The organism is Mycolicibacterium novocastrense (assembly GCF_001499835.1).
In the GTDB taxonomy this organism is placed as follows: Bacteria; Actinomycetota; Actinomycetes; order Mycobacteriales; family Mycobacteriaceae; genus Mycobacterium; species Mycobacterium novocastrense.
The window spans coordinates 1-16,720 of record NZ_LQIH01000039.1 but is presented as its reverse complement, the minus strand read 5'-3'; the positions used below and the strand labels follow the sequence as shown (position 1 = coordinate 16,720).

The 16,720-nt window shown below is 67.0% G+C and carries 20 protein-coding genes, 1 pseudogene and 1 riboswitch; of the genes and pseudogenes, 6 read left to right on the top strand and 15 right to left on the bottom strand.

The genetic code is table 11. The features are described 5' to 3' along the window. A pseudogene (locus AU072_RS28470) lies at positions 1-211 on the top strand (hypothetical protein); the annotation flags it as partial. 96 nt (positions 212-307) lie between these two features. Here the strand turns inward: AU072_RS28470 and AU072_RS21570 are convergent. The 8 genes from AU072_RS21570 to AU072_RS21535 all read right to left on the bottom strand — a co-directional run bounded on the left by AU072_RS21570 (position 308) and on the right by AU072_RS21535 (position 7,921). Further along, entirely contained in the window at positions 308-757 is a 450-nt protein-coding gene (locus AU072_RS21570) for a septum formation family protein (RefSeq protein WP_133147308.1), read from the bottom strand. Next, a complete protein-coding gene (locus AU072_RS21565) occupies positions 747-1,370 on the bottom strand; it encodes an alpha/beta hydrolase family protein (protein ID WP_064415667.1) in 624 nt (207 codons plus the stop codon). The genes AU072_RS21570 and AU072_RS21565 overlap by 11 nt, the downstream gene beginning before the upstream one ends. After that, positions 1,367-2,203 carry a bifunctional hydroxymethylpyrimidine kinase/phosphomethylpyrimidine kinase gene (gene thiD, locus AU072_RS21560; protein WP_064415666.1) on the bottom strand — a complete coding sequence of 279 codons (837 nt, stop codon included), beginning with the start codon at positions 2,201-2,203 and terminating at the stop codon, positions 1,367-1,369. Before thiD ends, AU072_RS21565 begins: the two co-directional genes overlap by 4 nt. Next, on the bottom strand, positions 2,200-3,843 hold the full coding sequence (gene thiC, locus AU072_RS21555; protein ID WP_064415665.1) for a phosphomethylpyrimidine synthase ThiC: 1,644 nt from the start codon (positions 3,841-3,843) through the stop codon (positions 2,200-2,202). The genes thiD and thiC overlap by 4 nt, the downstream gene beginning before the upstream one ends. Next, a riboswitch (TPP riboswitch) is annotated at positions 3,837-3,945 on the bottom strand. (Overlaps the previous gene by 7 nt.) Positions 3,946-3,997: 52 nt before the next feature. After that, a complete protein-coding gene (locus AU072_RS21550; protein WP_064415664.1) occupies positions 3,998-5,581 on the bottom strand; it encodes an HNH endonuclease signature motif containing protein in 1,584 nt (527 codons plus the stop codon). Positions 5,582-5,618: 37 nt separating this feature from the next. Further along, positions 5,619-6,434 (bottom strand): exodeoxyribonuclease III, encoded by an 816-nt coding sequence (locus tag AU072_RS21545; protein ID WP_064415663.1) that lies wholly within the window; start codon positions 6,432-6,434, stop codon positions 5,619-5,621. A 3-nt stretch (positions 6,435-6,437) separates the two neighbouring features. After that, complete coding sequence (locus AU072_RS21540) at positions 6,438-7,328, bottom strand: N-acetylglutamate synthase, CG3035 family (protein WP_064415662.1); 891 nt, start codon at positions 7,326-7,328, stop codon at positions 6,438-6,440. Further along, positions 7,328-7,921, bottom strand: coding sequence for a peptide deformylase (locus AU072_RS21535; RefSeq protein ID WP_064415661.1), 594 nt, complete (start codon positions 7,919-7,921; stop codon positions 7,328-7,330). Before AU072_RS21535 ends, AU072_RS21540 begins: the two co-directional genes overlap by 1 nt. 137 nt (positions 7,922-8,058) lie before the next feature. Here AU072_RS21535 and AU072_RS21530 point away from each other — a divergent pair, with 137 nt between their 5' ends. The 5 genes from AU072_RS21530 to AU072_RS21510 are packed head-to-tail and all read left to right on the top strand — an operon-like array spanning position 8,059 to position 11,355. Next, positions 8,059-8,367, top strand: a complete 309-nt coding sequence (locus AU072_RS21530; protein WP_064351385.1) for a nucleoid-associated protein NapA — start codon at positions 8,059-8,061, stop codon at positions 8,365-8,367. A gap of 40 nt (positions 8,368-8,407) precedes the next feature. Continuing rightward, positions 8,408-8,866: a LytR C-terminal domain-containing protein gene (locus tag AU072_RS21525; RefSeq protein WP_064415660.1), complete on the top strand. Its 459-nt coding sequence runs from the start codon at positions 8,408-8,410 to the stop codon at positions 8,864-8,866. A 10-nt stretch (positions 8,867-8,876) separates the two neighbouring features. Further along, positions 8,877-9,602, top strand: a complete 726-nt coding sequence (gene sodC / locus AU072_RS21520; protein WP_064351386.1) for a superoxide dismutase[Cu-Zn] — start codon at positions 8,877-8,879, stop codon at positions 9,600-9,602. Then, a complete protein-coding gene (locus tag AU072_RS21515; protein ID WP_064415659.1) occupies positions 9,583-10,716 on the top strand; it encodes a glutamate--cysteine ligase in 1,134 nt (377 codons plus the stop codon). Before sodC ends, AU072_RS21515 begins: the two co-directional genes overlap by 20 nt. Before the next feature lie 3 nt (positions 10,717-10,719). After that, complete coding sequence (locus AU072_RS21510) at positions 10,720-11,355, top strand: LON peptidase substrate-binding domain-containing protein (protein ID WP_064415658.1); 636 nt, start codon at positions 10,720-10,722, stop codon at positions 11,353-11,355. A gap of 43 nt (positions 11,356-11,398) precedes the next feature. On the opposite strand, the gene AU072_RS21505 is transcribed toward AU072_RS21510, so the two are convergent. From AU072_RS21505 to mbhE, 7 genes are all read right to left on the bottom strand, one after another. Next, a complete protein-coding gene (locus AU072_RS21505; protein ID WP_064415657.1) occupies positions 11,399-12,316 on the bottom strand; it encodes an SAM-dependent methyltransferase in 918 nt (305 codons plus the stop codon). Beyond that, positions 12,303-12,665: a monovalent cation/H(+) antiporter subunit G gene (gene mnhG, locus AU072_RS21500; RefSeq protein WP_064351232.1), complete on the bottom strand. Its 363-nt coding sequence runs from the start codon at positions 12,663-12,665 to the stop codon at positions 12,303-12,305. Before mnhG ends, AU072_RS21505 begins: the two co-directional genes overlap by 14 nt. Beyond that, positions 12,662-12,949, bottom strand: a complete 288-nt coding sequence (locus AU072_RS21495; protein ID WP_064351233.1) for a monovalent cation/H+ antiporter complex subunit F — start codon at positions 12,947-12,949, stop codon at positions 12,662-12,664. The genes mnhG and AU072_RS21495 overlap by 4 nt, the downstream gene beginning before the upstream one ends. Beyond that, on the bottom strand, positions 12,946-13,476 hold the full coding sequence (locus AU072_RS21490; protein WP_064351234.1) for a Na+/H+ antiporter subunit E: 531 nt from the start codon (positions 13,474-13,476) through the stop codon (positions 12,946-12,948). Before AU072_RS21490 ends, AU072_RS21495 begins: the two co-directional genes overlap by 4 nt. 25 nt (positions 13,477-13,501) lie before the next feature. Then, positions 13,502-15,097, bottom strand: a complete 1,596-nt coding sequence (locus AU072_RS21485) for a Na+/H+ antiporter subunit D (protein WP_064415656.1) — start codon at positions 15,095-15,097, stop codon at positions 13,502-13,504. Positions 15,098-15,137: 40 nt separating this feature from the next. Further along, entirely contained in the window at positions 15,138-15,608 is a 471-nt protein-coding gene (locus tag AU072_RS21480; protein ID WP_064415655.1) for a Na(+)/H(+) antiporter subunit C, read from the bottom strand. After that, positions 15,605-16,720, bottom strand: a 1,116-nt coding sequence (gene mbhE, locus AU072_RS21475) for a hydrogen gas-evolving membrane-bound hydrogenase subunit E (protein ID WP_120271682.1), incomplete at its 5' end; no start/stop codon positions are given. The genes mbhE and AU072_RS21480, both read right to left, overlap by 4 nt.

Below are 16,720 nucleotides of genomic sequence, written 5' to 3'. Positions count from 1 at the left end.
GCTCGTGCTTGGCCATCGCGACGCACACCACCGACCGCGACCCCCCTATGCGCAGCAGGGGTCTTACTACGCGCCGCCCCAACAGCGCCCCACCAACTGGTGGGCCATCGTCTCGCTCATCTTCGGGCTGCTCGGAGGCGTTCTGATCAGCGTCGTCTGCGGCGTCGTCGGGTTGAAGAAGGCCAGGGAGGGCCCGGGCGGCGGGTACTGATTCGGTGGCTGCCCGCCGTAGGACGGCGGTGGTCCGTACGGCGGGGGAGGACCCGGCGGCGTGCTCACGCGGCAACCGTATCGCGGTCACGGGCTTTCAGCTGCGGATCGAACCCCACCGCTCGTGCTTGGCCATCGCGACGCACACCACCGACCGCGACCCCTCCGACCACGCTTGCGCACTCGGGTAACCGATCGCGAGCCGAAACGTCGGCCCCTCCGGAATATTCGGCGCGTAGTCGAAGAACTTTCCACTGCACTGGTCGCCGATTCTCCTCAGGGTTTCCTCGCCGGGATACTCCGGAGCATCCGGCGCGCGCACGATCGCGAACACCTCCCCGTGGTGGGGTCCGTCGCAGTCGACTCGCTTGACTTCGTGCGGCAGAACGTCGGACTCCCGAGTGCGCACACAATCTCCGAGCTGCAGGAGGTCAGCGCGCACCGTGGTCGTCATGCGTGGCTTGACGATGTAGAACCATCCGATCATTGCCAAGGCGCCGATGCCGACCACGACAACAGCGACGATCACCCAGTGGCTAGGACGCACCAGTCAACCGTAATGCCGCTTCGACCGCCAGCGCAGGCACATCGAGTGTCTTGGAGGCCAGATCGTGCCGGGCGCCGGTGATCTCAACGACCTCGGTCGGAGCGCCGATCAGAGCAGCGGCGGACCGGAGTTCGTCGATCGATCCGAACGGATCGGCGGTGCCGTGCGTGAACACCGTCGGTACCGCGATGCGCGGAAGGTGTTCGGTGCGTGCGCGTTCCGGCTTCCCGGGGGGATGCAGCGGGTACGAGAACAGTGTCAGCACAGCGATGTCGGCAGTCCCATCGGCCACCGCCATCGATGTCATCCGCCCGCCGTAGGAGTGCCCGCCCGCGATGACGGGGCCGTCGGCGAGCGCGCGGGCGATGGTGATGGCCTCGAGCACTCCGGCCTGGTCGGCCTTGGCGGATCCGGACGGGGGACCTTTGGGCCGGCGGCGCCGGTACGGCAGGTTGTATCGCACCGCAAGCCAACCGCGTGCGGCCCATTGGTCGCAGAGCCTTTTGAGCAGCGGGGCTTCCCTGCTGCCGCCGGCACCGTGGGTGAGTACGACGACACCGGCGGGGTCCGCGTCGGGTTGGTGCGCGACACCCGCAATCGGTTCGAGGTTCACTCGGTGAGCCTGAACAGCGCCGACACCGGGCCGTGACCACGCCCCAACGGGTAAGCGGCACGCAGGCATTCGGTGACCCAGCGCTTACCGAACGCGACCGCCTCGGGTACCGAGTAGCCATGTGCCAGCGCGCTGGTGATGGCCGCGGCCAACGTGTCGCCGGCACCGTGGTCGTGGCCCGTATCGATCCGGGTGGCGTCGAACTCGTGAAACTCGGTGCCGTCGAACAACAGATCGGGACTATGCGCCGACGCCCGCAGGTGTCCTCCTTTGACCAGTGCCCACTGCGGTCCTAGTGCGTGCAGCGCGCGGGCCGCCTCACGCTGGGACTCGGGGTCGATGACCTCTATGTGCGTGAGCAGGCGCACCTCGTCGAGGTTCGGCGTCACCAGGGTCGCCAGCGGGAAGAGTTGTGTCCGAAGTGAATCCAGCGCGCTGGGATGCAACAGCGGATCACCGTGCATGGAGGCGCACACGGGGTCGACGACCAATGGCACCGAACCGGCCATACCCTGTGCGCGCCAGGTTTCGGCGATGGTGTCGATGATCTCCGATGATGCCAGCATTCCCGTCTTGGCCGCCTGCACCCCGATATCGGAGGCCACCGCTTCGATCTGCCCCGCAATGACATCGAGCGGAACCTCGTGAAAGCCCTTGACCCCGACCGAGTTCTGTACCGTGACGGCGGTGACCGCAACCAGGCTGTGCACTCCGAGCAGAGCGAACGTGCGCATGTCGGCCTGGATCCCGGCGCCTCCACCGGAATCGGACCCGGCGATCGTCATTACGCGCACCGGGGTGGTGCCGGGTGGTGGCAGCGGTAGGTAGCTCATGCCAGCGGCAGGTACACACGATTGCCGTGTTCGGCGAACTCGCGTGACTTCTCGGCCATTCCCATCTCCATCGCGGCTTCGATCGCCTCCTCGCTGTCGAGTCCGTGCCTGGCAGCATAGTCGCGGACGTCCTGCGTGATGCGCATGGAACAGAACTTCGGCCCGCACATCGAGCAGAAGTGTGCGGTCTTCGCCGGTTCGGCGGGCAGCGTCGCATCGTGGAATTCCCGTGCGGTGTCGGGATCCAGTGAGAGCGCGAACTGGTCGTTCCAGCGGAACTCGAATCGCGCGCGGGACAGTGCGTCGTCACGTTCCTGGGCGTGGGGGTGGCCCTTGGCGAGATCCGCGGCGTGCGCGGCGATCTTGTAGGCGATGACGCCATCCTTGACGTCTTTGCGGTCGGGCAGGCCCAGGTGTTCCTTGGGTGTGACGTAGCAGAGCATCGCGGTGCCCGCCTGTGCGATGATCGCCGCGCCGATGGCGCTGGTGATGTGGTCGTAGGCCGGTGCGATGTCGGTCGCCAGCGGGCCCAGCGTGTAGAACGGCGCCTCTTCGCACCACTCCTCCTCCAGCCGGACGTTCTCCACGATCTTGTGCATGGGCACGTGACCGGGTCCTTCGATCATCACCTGTACGCCATGAGATTTCGCGATCTTCGTGAGTTCGCCGAGCGTACGCAGCTCGGCGAACTGGGCGGCATCGTTGGCGTCGGCGATCGAGCCGGGCCGCAGACCGTCGCCGAGTGAGAACGTCACGTCGTAGCGTTGCAGGATCTGGCACAGCTCGTCGAAGTGGGTGTACAGGAACGATTCCCGATGATGAGCCAGGCACCAGGCAGCCATGATGGAACCGCCGCGACTGACGATTCCGGTGACGCGCTTGGCCGTCAGCGGAACGTAACGCAGGAGCACGCCGGCGTGCACGGTAATGTAGTCCACACCCTGTTCGCATTGTTCGATCACGGTGTCGCGGTACAGTTCCCACGTCAGCGCGGCCGGGTCGCCGTTGACCTTCTCCAGCGCCTGGTAGATCGGTACAGTGCCGACGGGCACCGGAGAGTTTCGCAGGATCCACTCCCGCGTCGTGTGGATGTCACGACCGGTGGACAGGTCCATGATCGTGTCGGCGCCCCACCGGGTGGCCCACACCATCTTGTCGACCTCCTCGGCGATGGAACTGGTGACCGCCGAATTGCCGATATTGGCATTGACTTTCACCGCGAACGCCTTGCCGATGATCATCGGCTCGGTCTCGGGGTGATTGTGGTTGGCGGGAATGACGGCCCTGCCCGCGGCGACCTCGTCACGCACCAGTTCGACGGGAACTCCCTCACGCGCGGCGATGAACGCCATCTCGGCGGTGATCTCACCGGCACGGGCCCGCTGCAGCTGCGTCCCGCGGTCGCGCACGACGCCGGGCCGCGCCGGTAAGCCCGCGTGCAGATCGAGGGTCGCCTCCGGGTCGGTGTAGGGACCGGAGGTGTCGTAGAGGTCGAGGTGCTCACCGTTGGTCAGGTGCACCCTGCGAAACGGGACCCTCGCGCCGGGTACCTCGTCGAGCTCGCGGTAGACCTTCGTGCTGCCCTGGATCGGGCCGGTGGTCACGGATGGATTGACAGAACTGTTCGCGACGTGCGTCATCTGAGCTATCTCCCTACGCCGGCATTACCCGGTCAGGTTCGTACGGTCGACGGGCCCACCCGTCCTCTCAGCGCGCTGGTGCACGCTCCCGTGTGTGGACGCCAGTCACGCTAGCGCAGCCGCGGAGGAATCGGGAGGGGGCAACCGAGAATCGTCAGAATGGTGGATCGTCTGGATCCGACGGTGGTGGAGGTGGCGGTTCCCAGTCGGGTGGCAGTTCTTCGGGTTCGAACGGGTCGTCGATCCAGCGGCACCACGGGCTCCTGCTCGGCTCCGTGCCCTTGAAGACGATCTTCAGGAAGCGGGAACGATTGCGCCATCGGCGGCCCTCGATCTCGCGGCGTCGCTCCCGAACCCTGCGTCGCTGTTCGGCGTTGATCGGCCGCTGGGCCACCAACTGGGCTCGCAGGCGCTTGACGCGGGCAGCCCTCTCCCGCTTGCGGTTTCGCCGGCGCGGCGGCGGCTCGTCGCAAGCCGGGCGCATCTGTGGAAAGAGGTCGAACCCGCCGGGCGAGGTCCGATACGTTCTACCGGTCGGTGACGTCCAGACGATGGTCCCGTCGGACAGCTGTTCATCACGCCAACCATCGGAACCGCCTAGAAATGTCTTGAGCCGGTGATGTTGCCGGCAATAGGCGGCCAGATCCGACGGGACGGTCAACCCGCCCGCGGCCGGGTCGGCGTGGTTGAACGGAGTCGTATGGTCGAGATCGCAGATGGCAGCACGCCGGTCGCATCCTGGAAACCGGCACGTCAGGTCGCGGAAGCGGACCCAACGATTCACCGTCGCCGTCGGTTGGTAGCGCCGCGCCTGCTCCGCAGTGACAGTCGGTTGCTCGAGCGGGTGCACAGTCGCGTTCTGTGCGAGATCCCGGACGAGCCCGGCGTCGATGACGCCGAATCCCTCCAGATAGCCGGGTTGTTCGCTCTCACCCGTGACCGTCTCCTCGCTGGCGATCAGGTTGAGCACCGTGTGGACCTGGCCGTCTGCTTCGGCCGGAGGCCGGGCCGGGCAATCCGGCCGACCGCAGTCACAGCTCAGACTCCGGCCCTCGGTGAGGGCGTCCAATGCGTCGGCGCGCCGCTGAGAAACCGTCCGGGAGTCTTTCGCGCACACCGACATCGCGAGCTCGGAGAGGCGTTTGTCGAAGGCCGCACCCGCCCTCGCGGGGATGCGGGCTCGCACCTGGGCCGTGCCGTCGGGTCGCGCAGTGACGGTGACATATCGATCACGTTCTGACGATTCCCGTCTTTGCTTGACACCATCCGGGTCGACCCTCCGGACGGTCTCGTCGACCATGTTCTTGACGTTCTGCCGGTTCCAGCTCTGCCAATGCGCGAGTTTTTCGGTCACCGATGCGTCGACCTGGTCGATCAGATCGTCTCCGACGAGCTCAGTGCGGGTGATGACCAACTGTGCTGTGCCCCAGTCGACGTCGCCCTTCTCGAGCAGGGCGGCGAGTCTGGGCAGCCGCGTGTCGAGCGCCTCAGCCTGAGCCACGAGGCGACTGGCGAGGGATGGCGCCATGTTCATCGCGGCACCAACTTCGGCAGATGTCCGTGCGAAGCCGGTGATCATCGACCAACCGGGATCGGGATCGATCCCTTCCGCCTCGACAGTGCGGCATGCCAGCAGCGCGGCGATGGCCTTCATACGGTGAGCCATCAGCGCCGACTCCGCACGCAGGCTCGACCCGATCGCGACGATCGCCTGGTCGGGGTCGACTGTATCGAACATGTGTTCGACTATGCCAGAGACCCCCGACAAGTTGCGATCAAGCCAGTTCGATCAGCACCGGGGCATGATCGCTGGGTGCGCCGATGCGGTCCTTGCCGCTCTTGCGTTCATCACGGACGATCTCCGCGTGCGTGACGCGTTCGGCCAGCGCGGGTGAGCCGAGAATGAAGTCGATTCGCATACCGCGGTTCTTCGGGAAACGCAGCTGTGTGTAGTCCCAGTAGGTGTAGACCCCCGGGCCGGGGGTGAACGGTCGCACCACATCGGCGAAACCCGCCTCCACCACCTCGTTGAACGCCTCGCGTTCGGGTGCGGTGACGTGGGTGCTGCCCTGGTAGAACTCGACGCTCCAGACGTCCTCGTCGGTCGGTGCGATGTTCCAGTCGCCGACGAGCGCGATCTGCGCGGCTGGGTCGTCGGACAACCACTTGTGCGCCGTATCGCGGAGCGCGGCAAGCCATTCCAACTTGTACGTGTAATGCCCAGAGCCGACGAACCGGCCGTTCGGCACGTACAGACTCCACACTCGCACCCCGTTGCAAGTGGCGCCAAGGGCGCGGGCTTCCGCGGCCGCCTCCACGTCGGGCTTGTCACTCCAGGTCGGCTGATCGTCGAAGCCCACCTGCACGTCCTCGATACCGACGCGGGACGCGATCGCCACGCCGTTCCACTGGTTGAAGCCGCAGTGGGTCACCTCGTATCCGGCGGCCAGGAACGGCATGACCGGGAACTGCTCGTCGTTGCATTTGGTCTCCTGCATCGCCAGCACGTCGACGTCGGCCCGCTCGAGCCAGTCGGTGACCCGTTCGACCCGCGCCCGAATCGAGTTGACGTTCCAGGTGGCGATCCGCATGGCTTACAGGCTACGAGCGTCGACGTAGCGGCTGCGGTGCTGCGTCGAGAAACCCAGCGACCGGTAGAGGCCGAGGGCCACCTCGTTGTCGGTGAGCACCTGCGCGTAGCCGCGGGTTGCTCCCCGCTGGGTCCCCCAGTGCAACAGCGTCGAACACAGTGCGCGCGCCAGACCCCGGCCGCGGGCCCGCTCGTCCACCCGCACCGCCGACAGCCCGACCCATCGCCCGCCATCGGGTGCCGTGGTCACCGCGGCCCTGCCGACCGCCGCACCGGCGATGGTCGCGAATGCGACTTCGCCGTCGACGACCGCAGTCAGCACCTCGATCGGTACGTCGCGCTGGTATAGGCGCGACCATTCGCCGTCCGGCGCGGGAGCCAGCGCCACCGACTGATCCATCGCGACATCGTGCAAATCGCTTGTCAGCACCGCAGTTTCGAGGTGCCCGGGCAGATCGGCGATGCGGAACAGCCGGTCGGGCACCGACAGCCACGGCGTGAGGTTTCGTTCGGCGTAGAAGTCGATGATCGTGGGTAGCGCCGAAGCGTCGGCGTCGAAGCCCAGCGGCACAGCGGAATTGGCGCGATGCGTGTGCCCTTGCGCGGCGCGCAGCAGCCAGCCGTCGACCCACGTCTGCTCGGTCCCCGGCCATCCGAGCGCGGCGGCGTATTCGACTTTGCGAATATCGGCGGTGCGCAACGGCTTCGGTGGAAGCGCCTTGAGGACGACGACATCGCCGGCGTCGACGTCGACGATCTCGCCGTGCTTGGTGCGCACCCGCAGTTTCGGATGGTCGGTGAGCAGGTGACCGATCACGTCGGTGAGCGGGGGTTCGGAGCCGGCGGGCAGGCGGTAGCGGATGATCACCCGCGTTCCCGTCGGAGGCACCTGCATCAGTGACCGAACGGATCGGGATCCTCACCGGGCATCCACGACAGCCCCGGCACCCCCCAGCCGTGCGACTTCACCGCGCGCTTGGCGCTGCGTGCATGCCTGCCGACCAACCGGTCCAGATAAAGGAAACCGTCGAGATGGCCCGTCTCGTGCTGCAGCATCCGGGCGAACAGGTCGGTGCCCTCGATGGTGATCGGGTTGCCTTCCGCGTCCAGGCCCGTCACCCTCGCCCAGTCGGCCCGCCCCGTCGGAAACGACTCCCCGGGCACCGAAAGGCAACCCTCGTCGTCGTCGTCCGGATCGGGCATGGTCTCGGGAACCTCGGAGGTCTCCAGCACCGGATTGACGACCACACCGCGGCGGCGGGTGATGCGACCGCGCACCTCGGCGCAGTCGTAGACGAACACCCGCTTGGCGACGCCGATCTGGTTCGCTGCCAAGCCAACCCCGTTCGCGGCGTCCATCGTGTCGAACAGATCGGCGATCAGGTCCGCGAGATCGGCGGGCAGCGAACCGTCCTCGCCGACCGGCACCGGCTCGGTGGCTGTGTGCAGGACGGGATCTCCTACGATGCGGATCGGAACGACTGCCATGGTCGAAAATCTTAAGTCGGCAAGCCTTGCCGCCCGACTCGCGGGCATGTCGAACCGCTCATCAGCCCATCACGTGGTTGAATGAGCGCCGAACCACAGCGATGTCATTCAAGTTGTCGGAAGGGTCCAAGAGCCAGATGGACGGCGCGATCGCGCGGACTGAACAATCCGGGGACAACTCTGAACTCTCCGACGGGCTGACTCGGCGCGAGCACGACATTCTCGCGTTCGAGCGGCAGTGGTGGAAATACGCCGGCTCCAAGGAAGACGCCATCAAGGAGTTGTTCTCGATGTCGGCCACCCGCTATTACCAGGTGCTGAATGCGCTCGTCGACCGACCTGAGGCGCTCGCCGCCGATCCGATGCTGGTCAAACGGTTGCGGCGATTGAGGGCCAGCAGGCAGAAGGCGCGGGCGGCACGCCGTCTCGGCTTCGACGTCACCTGAGTTTCCCGGGCCGGCCGGCCCGCTCGATAAGGTGGGCGCAATGAACCAGCGAGATTCGTCGGGGCTGCCCCTGCGCGCCATGGTGATGGTGCTGCTCTTCCTGGGCGTCGTTTTCCTATTGGTGGCCTTGCAGGCGATGGGTTCTGACAGCGACGAGGACGACGCGCCGCCGTTGGCGACCACGACGACCACCACCACGCCCACGACGTCGGAAGCACCGAAACCCGCCGACGCCGAGGTCCGCGTGTTCAACATCTCCACCGTTGCGGGGGCCGCCGAGGGCACCGCCGGACGGTTGCGCGAGGCCGGCTTCAACGTCACCGAGACCGGCAACCTCGAACTGCCGGACGTGGCGGCCACCACCGTGTACTTTTCCGACGCACCCGGCGAGCAGGAGGCCGCAGAAGAGGTGGGCCGGCTGCTCGAGGCGCCCGTCGAACCGCGACTGCCCGCACTCGCCGAACAACCGCCGGGCGTCATCGTGGTGGTCACCGGTTAGGCTCGTGTACATGTTCAAGACCGTCGCCGCCGCTGCCTTGTTCGCTGTTCCCGCACTCGCCTTGAGCGCCTGCACGGCGCCAGAAGAACCCAGCAATGCGCCGGGCACCCCGCCACCCGTGTGGACCGGATCCCCGTCTCCCTCGGCTCCGCCGGGTGAGGGCGCCGGCGGTCACGGCGGCGGGCAGGCAGAAGGACAGGGCGAAGAACAGGGCGCGGGTGAGACGCTCACCGCCGAACTGAAGCTCGCGGACGGCACGCCGGTGGCCACCGCCGACATCCAGTTCAGTGGCGGCTACGCCACGATCAGTGTCGAGACCACCACGCCCGGCAGGCTGACACCCGGCTTCCATGGCATGCACATCCATCAGGTCGGCAAGTGCGAGGCCAACTCGGTCGCGCCCACCGGCGGCGCGCCGGGCAACTTCAATTCGGCGGGCGGTCACTTCCAGGTGCCCGGCCACAGCGGTCACCCGGCGAGCGGCGACCTGACGTCGCTGCAGGTCCGTGAGGACGGTTCGGCCAAGGTGGTGACGACGACCGACGCGTTCACCGCCGAGGAGCTCACCGACGGCGCGGGCACCGCGATCATCATCCACGAGAAGGCGGACAACTTCGCCAACATTCCGCCGGAGCGCTACCAGCAGGTCAACGGTGACCCGCCGCCGGATGCGACCACATTGGCGACCGGTGACGCCGGATCGCGGGTGGCATGCGGTGTTATCCGTACCGGCTAACAGCCACATCGATTTCGTCGGCTCGCCGCGACCGACGGTCGGGGTCGAGTGGGAATTCGCGCTCGTCGACGCGACGACGCGGGACCTGAGCAACGAGGCCACCGCGGTCATCGAGGAGATCGGCGAGAACAACCCGCGCGTGCACAAGGAGCTACTGCGCAACACCGTCGAGATCGTCACGGGCATCTGCGATTCGGTCCCCGAGGCGATGAACGACTTGCGCTCGACGCTGGTGACGGCCCGCGAGATCGTCCGGGGCCGTGGCATGGAGTTGTTCTGCGCCGGCACCCACCCGTTCGCGAAGTGGTCACCGGGCAGCCTGACCGACGCTCCACGCTACGCCGAATTGATCAAGCGCACCCAGTGGTGGGGCCGACAGATGCTGATCTGGGGCGTGCACGTGCACGTGGGCGTGCGCTCCGCACACAAGGTGATGGCGATCAACACCTCGCTGCTCAACCATTACCCGCACCTGTTGGCCCTGTCAGCCTCGTCCCCGTTCTGGGACGGTGAGGACACCGGCTATGCGTCCAACCGGGCGATGATGTTCCAACAGCTGCCGACGGCCGGGCTGCCGTTCCACTTCCAGACATGGTCGGAGTGGGAACGTTTCGTCTACGACCAGAAGAAGACCGGCATCATCGACCACATGAACGAAATCCGTTGGGACATCCGGCCTTCGCCGCATATCGGAACTGTGGAGATCCGGATCTTCGACGGTGTCTCCAATCTGCGCGAATTGGGCGCACTGGTGGCGTTGACGCACTGCCTGGTCGTCGATCTTGATCGGCGGCTCGATGCCGGCGAGTCACTGCCGACCATGCCACCGTGGCATGTGCAGGAGAACAAGTGGCGCGCAGCGCGTTACGGCCTCGACGCCATCATCATCCAGGACGCGAACAGCAACGAGCGGTTGGTCACCGAGGACCTCGACGACTTGCTCAACCGTCTCGAACCGGTGGCGGCCTCACTGCACTGCGCCGACGAATTACGGCGCGTCGCCGACATCTACGGGGGCGGTGCGTCGTATCAACGACAACGCCGCGTCGCCGAGGAGCACGACGGTGACCTGCGCGCTGTCGTCGACGCTCTGGTCGCCGAACTGGAACTGTAGACGATGGCGGCCATCCCGATGTTCCCGCTGCAAGTGGCGATGCTGCCGGGCGAGGACCTTCCGTTGCGCATCTTCGAACCGCGCTACAGCGCACTGGTTTCGGACTGCCTGGCCACCGAGGACCCGGCGTTCGGCGTCGTGCTGATCACGGCGGGTAGGGAGGTGGGTGGTGGGGACGTACGCAGCGACATCGGCGCGCTGGCACACATCGGCGAGGTCGCGGATTTCGGCGATGGTCGCTACCGCCTCAAATGCGCGGTGGGCGAACGCATCCGGGTCATCGAGTGGCAGCCCGACGACCCGTATCCACGCGCCGCGGTCGAACCGTGGCCCGATCAGCCGGGTGCGCCTGTCGAGGTGGACGCGATCCGCGATGTGGAGGACCGCATGATCGCGCTGTTCGAGCGCATCGCCGCCGCGCGCGGCGCCGAGGTCAACGGCCGCGATTTCGTGGCGGGTGCGGACGCGTCCGGCGATGCCGGTAAGTGGTTGTACGCGTTGACCTCCCGCCTGCCCATGGGGCAGGCCGACCGCTACGCGGTGCTGGCCGCGCCGACGGTCGCCGAGCGGCTGGTGGCGCTGAGCGATGCCGTCGAGACCGTGACGGCGATGGTCGAGTTCCAGTTGTCGGGGGAGTAGCCAGACTCGTGTGCGACGACCCGGGCCGGGTTCGGCGCCCGGTTCAGCAAGCCCGTTGTCCCTCGACGAACGCGGTGCGCGGCGTGGTGTCGTCGGGCTCGCCCGCGGCGCACCGGCCGTAGCGGTCCATCAGGTCGTCGGCACCGATCGAGGTCACGTCCCAGCCGTGGTCGGTGAGCCACGCGGTCACCTCGGTGCGTTCCTCGGTGTACCAGAGGTCCTGCACATCGAATGCGTCGCCTCCGGCCCCGTTCGGGTCCTCCTCACCGGCCTGTCTGCGGTACTCGGCCAGCCGTTGGCGGCGACTCTCCAGGTATCCGGGTTCGAAGAAGCCCGCGTCGAATGACTCGACGCCGACACGACTACCTCGCGCGCTGAGCCGGTGGATCCGTTCGAACAGCAGGTCCTGTCCGCTGGCGGGCAGATACGGCAGCAGACCCTCGGCGGCCCACGCGGTCGGTTCGCTTGCGTCGAACCCGGCGTCGCGCAGGGCCCGCGGCCAATCCTCCCGCAGGTCGATCGGCACCGGAATGTACCTGGCGGTCGGTCGAACTTCGTGCCGGCGCATCGTGTCGACCTTGAATGCCAGCACCCGGGGTTGGTCGATCTCGTAGACGACGGTGCCGCCGATCCACGGCAACCGCCAGGCCCGCGCATCGAGCCCGGCCGCGAGAATCACCACCTGGTCGATTCCGTTGGCCCCGGCCGCGATGAAGAACTCGTCGAACCATTTCGTGCGCGACGCCGCATAGCCGGCGATGGAGCGGATGCGTTCGGCCATCTGGGCAGGAGGCGGCTGCCAACCCTGTTCGACCGCCGCGTCGACGAACATCTGGGCGTACGGGTCGGTGAAGAGCGGGCACTCGGTGTTCTGCTCCAGCGCACGAGACCAGGCCACCCCCAGCGCGGTCGCGCCCACACTCTCGGTGATGCCCCAGCTGTCGCCGTCAGTCCTGGCCATCGGCACCGCTTTCTGCGTGGTCGGCGAACTCGTCGATCTCGTCCGCGGTCAACAGATCGTCTCGGACGTTCTGTTCCCGATACGCGAGCTGACCAACCCGGTTCGCCACCACCGGCGCGGTGATGAGGGTGAACAAGCCAGTGAGTACGAGCATCCCGATATCGGCGTTGCCGCGCAGCCGTACCCCGGCGCCGATGATCACCAGCAGGAGCCCGAGCACCTGCGGCTTGGACGCCGCGTGCATCCGCGTCAACGTGTCGGGGAAGCGGACCACGCCGATTGCGGCGGTCAGTGCGAGCGACGAGCCGCCCAGGACCAGCACGCTCGTGAGGATGTCGAGACCGGTCATCGTCGCCCCCGGGTGATGCGGGGCTTGTCGACGTCGGGAACGCGGAATCGGGCAACGCTCACCGTGCCGACGAAGCTGATCAGCGCCAGGGCCGCCATCCCGTAGGTGACGGTGCTGTCCAGGCTGTAGGCGGCCCATATACCGATGCCGCACATGGCCACCGCGATGAGCGTGTCGACGGCGACCAACCGGTCGAGCGTGCTCGGCCCGGCCAGGAGTCGGAACATCGTGATGGCCGCGGCGGTGGTGATCATCACCGCGGCGATGACCCAGACGGTATTCACAGTTCGACCTCCTCGTGCGCGGGGCGCCAGTCCTCGGGACGCTCGAACGTCCGGACCAACAGCCGCTCGATTACGGCCACCTGGTGGTAGAACGCGCTCAGCGCGCGGTCGGATCCGACGTCGATGACATGCATGTAGAGCAGCCGGCGGGTCTGGTCGATCTCGAGCACGATCGATCCCGGGATCAGGTTGAAGATGACGACCGCCAGCGACAGCACGAGGTCGGACTTCACCGAAAGTTGCGCGCGCAGCACCGCTGACAGCGGTGGCCGGGGTTTCAACGACAGCAGCGCGACCTGTATCGACGACAGCACCAAACGGTAGGCGACCGTGAGGATGAGCCGGATCAGTGACAGCGGGTGCACCTTGCCCTCGACCGGCACGGCGGGCAGCGGCAGGAGCCAGGTGATCAACGTCGCGACGGCCAGCCCCGACAGCACGTTGGCCGCTGAGAACGTGCCCCACAACAGGATCCAGACGAGTACGAGCCAGCACAGGATCCAGGTGCGAAGCACGACACTTCGCATCGGTGCGCTCTTCGATGCCCTCATCTCACCGCGGCCCCACTACCGCAGTGATGTACTCGCTGCGGTTCAGCACCTCGTTGGAAGCCCTTTCGCTGTAGGCGAATATCGGCCCGGCGAGCACAGTCAGCGCGAGCCCGGCGGCGATCAGCGCGCCGGTGGGCCCGACCATCCCCGCCGGCATGCGCCCGACGTGATCGCGGTCGACGAACTGGATGTCCTCGGGTTCGTCGAGCAACGCCGACGGCACCGCCGCGGACAGATGGCCTTCGGGCGCGTCCTCACGCGACCGCCAGAACGCCTTCGTCCACACCCGGACCACCACGTACAGCGTCAACAGGCTGGTCACCACCCCGCCGGCCACCAACGTCCAGGCCAACACGGAACCGTCCTGCGCCCCGGCCTCGAGCAGCGCCACCTTCCCGATGAAACCGGAGAACGGTGGTATGCCACCGAGATTGAGCGCGGGGACGACGAACACGAACGCCAGCAGCGGACTGGCGGCCGCCAAACCACCGAGTCGGTCCATCGTCGACGCCCCGGCCTGCCGTTCGATCAGCCCGACGACCAGGAACAGGGTGGTCTGTACCAGGATGTGGTGCGCGACATAGTAAATGGCACCGGACATGCCGAGCTGGTTGGACAACGCGATGCCGAAGATCATGTAGCCGATGTGGCTCACCAGCGTGAACGACAGCAGTCGTTTGATGTCGCTCTGCGCGATCGCACCGAGGATGCCGACCAGCATGGTCAACAGGGCAGCCACCAGCAGTACCGGGTCGAGCCCACCGCCGGGGAACAGCAGCGAGTGCGCCCGGATGATCGAATAGACACCCACCTTCGTGAGCAGGCCGGCGAACACCGCGGTGACCGGTGCGGGCGCTGTCGGGTAGGAGTCGGGCAGCCAGGCCGACAGCGGGAACACCGCGGCCTTGATGCCGAACGCCACCAGCAGCACGGCGAACATCGCCGAACGGATTCCGCCCGATACATCGTCGAGGCGCACGGAGAGCTCCGCCAAGTTCAGCGTCCCGGTGGCGCCGTAGACGAGGGCGAGACCGAACAGGAAGATCAGCGACCCGACCATCGAGACCATCACGTAGGAGATGCCCGCGCGGACACGGTCTTTGCTGGCTCCGACCGTCAACAGCACGAAGCTCGCGGCGAGCAGCACCTCGAAGCCGACGAAGAGGTTGAACAGGTCACCGGCGAGGAACGCCATGCAGACCCCGGCCGACAACACCAGGTAGGTGGGCATGAAGATCGACACCGGTTGACGTTCGTCACCGTCGCGCACACCCTGACCGATGGCGTAGAACACCACGGCCAACAACACGATCGCCGAGACGACGAGCATCAGCGCCGACAACCGGTCCACCACAAGGGTGATGCCCAGCGGGCCCATACCGGGCACCGACTGTCCCCAGCCGCCGACGTTGAGCACGAGTGTGCCGTCCCTGTCGGCGAGGTAGAGCAGCGCGCCGGACACCGCGACGACGACAGACAGCACGGCGAGGGTGAGGAGTCGCTGCAGTCGTGGCCGCCTGCCCGCGATCAGCGTGCTCGCCGCGCCCAGCGTCGGCAGCAGAACGGGCAGCGGAATCAAGGTGGCCGCCAATGTCATGCGCAGTCCGCCTTCACTACGAGCCTCCGGATCACCTGGGTCACCTTGACCCCTCATAACCGGGCAGGGCGTCCAACTCGTCGGGTGCATCGGTGTCGCGCGCGGCTTCGGGCTGCGGGCGGTCCTCCTCGACGGCGCCGATCTCCTTGGCGGCCAGCTCGGAGACCTTGGCGTCCTCGGGGTCGTCGCCCACTTCCTCCGCGGTGGTCAACCGGTAGGTCCGATATGCCATAGCCAGCACGAACGCCGCGATACCCATCGTGATGACGATCGCCGTCAGGATCATCCCCTGCGCCAACGGATCCGCTGTGGTGGTGTGAGGTTCGCTGTCTCGCCCCCAGATCGGAGGCTTACCGGCCGGGCCGCCGGCGATGAGGATGAGCAGGTTGATCGCGTTGCTGATGAGCAACAGCCCCAACAGCATTCGGGTCAGGTTGCGCTCGAGCAGCAGGTACACGCCGGCGCTGGTGAGCCCGCCGAGCAGGGCGAGGGGCACGAGGGAGGTCGTCATCGCGAACCCACCGCCGTCTTCTGCTCCTGACCCAACTCCACGTCGATGCGGGCCCCGAGGCTGCGCAACACGTCGAGCACCAGACCCACGACGATGAGGTACACCCCGAGGTCGAAGAACAAGGCAGTGACGAACTTGACGGTGCCCAACACCGGCACGTCGACCTCGATCAGCGCCGACGACAGCGCGGGCGCCCCCACCAGAAGCGAGGCGAACGCGGTGCCGGCGGCCAGGGTCAGGCCCGCGCCGAGGATCTTGCCGGCGTCCAGTGGCAGTGTCTCGCCCAGTTCGTAGCGACCGCCGGCGAGGTAGCGCAGCACCAGCGCGAGTCCCGCGGTCAACCCACCGGCGAACCCGCCGCCGGGGGTGTTGTGCCCCGCGAAGAAGAAGTACGCCGACAACACCATGATCAGCGGGAAGATGACCCGGGTGGCGACCTCGAGGATCAGTGACCGGTGCCGTGGGTCGCGCAGCTCGCTGCCGCGCAGCCAGGTGATGTCGCCGGCCGCCGGGCTGGTGTTCACCATCGCGGGTAGCGAGCCGATGTCGGGCTGGCCTGCATCGGCGACCCGTGGCGGCGTTCCGAACCTCCTGTGCCGGAACACCATTGACGCAACACCGGTCGCCGCGACCACGAGCACCATGACCTCGCCCATCGTGTCCCATGCGCGGATGTCGACCAGCAGCACATTGACGGCGTTGGCGCCGTGGCCGCGGTAGTACGCCGCCTCGGGGATCAGCTCGGCGATCGGAACGCCGGTGCGCGCGGCCATCGCGTACACCGCCAAGGTGGTCACGGTCGCACCGACCGCCAGGGCCAGCGCCGCCCGCGGCCACCGGTATCTGCGGATGTGAACCCGATCGGCTTCGGCAGGCAGCGTGCGCAGGACCAGCACGAACACCACGAGAGTCAAAGTCTCGACCAGGAACTGGGTCAGGGCCAGATCCGGTGCGCCGTGCAGCGCGAAGATCACTCCGCACCCGTATCCCGTCACGCCGACGAGCAGCACCGCCGCCAGACGGTTGCGCATCACCAGTGAGCCCAGCGCGGCCGCCAGGATGATCAGACCGATCACCACCTGCAGCGGTGAACCCCACAGCCGGAACTCCGG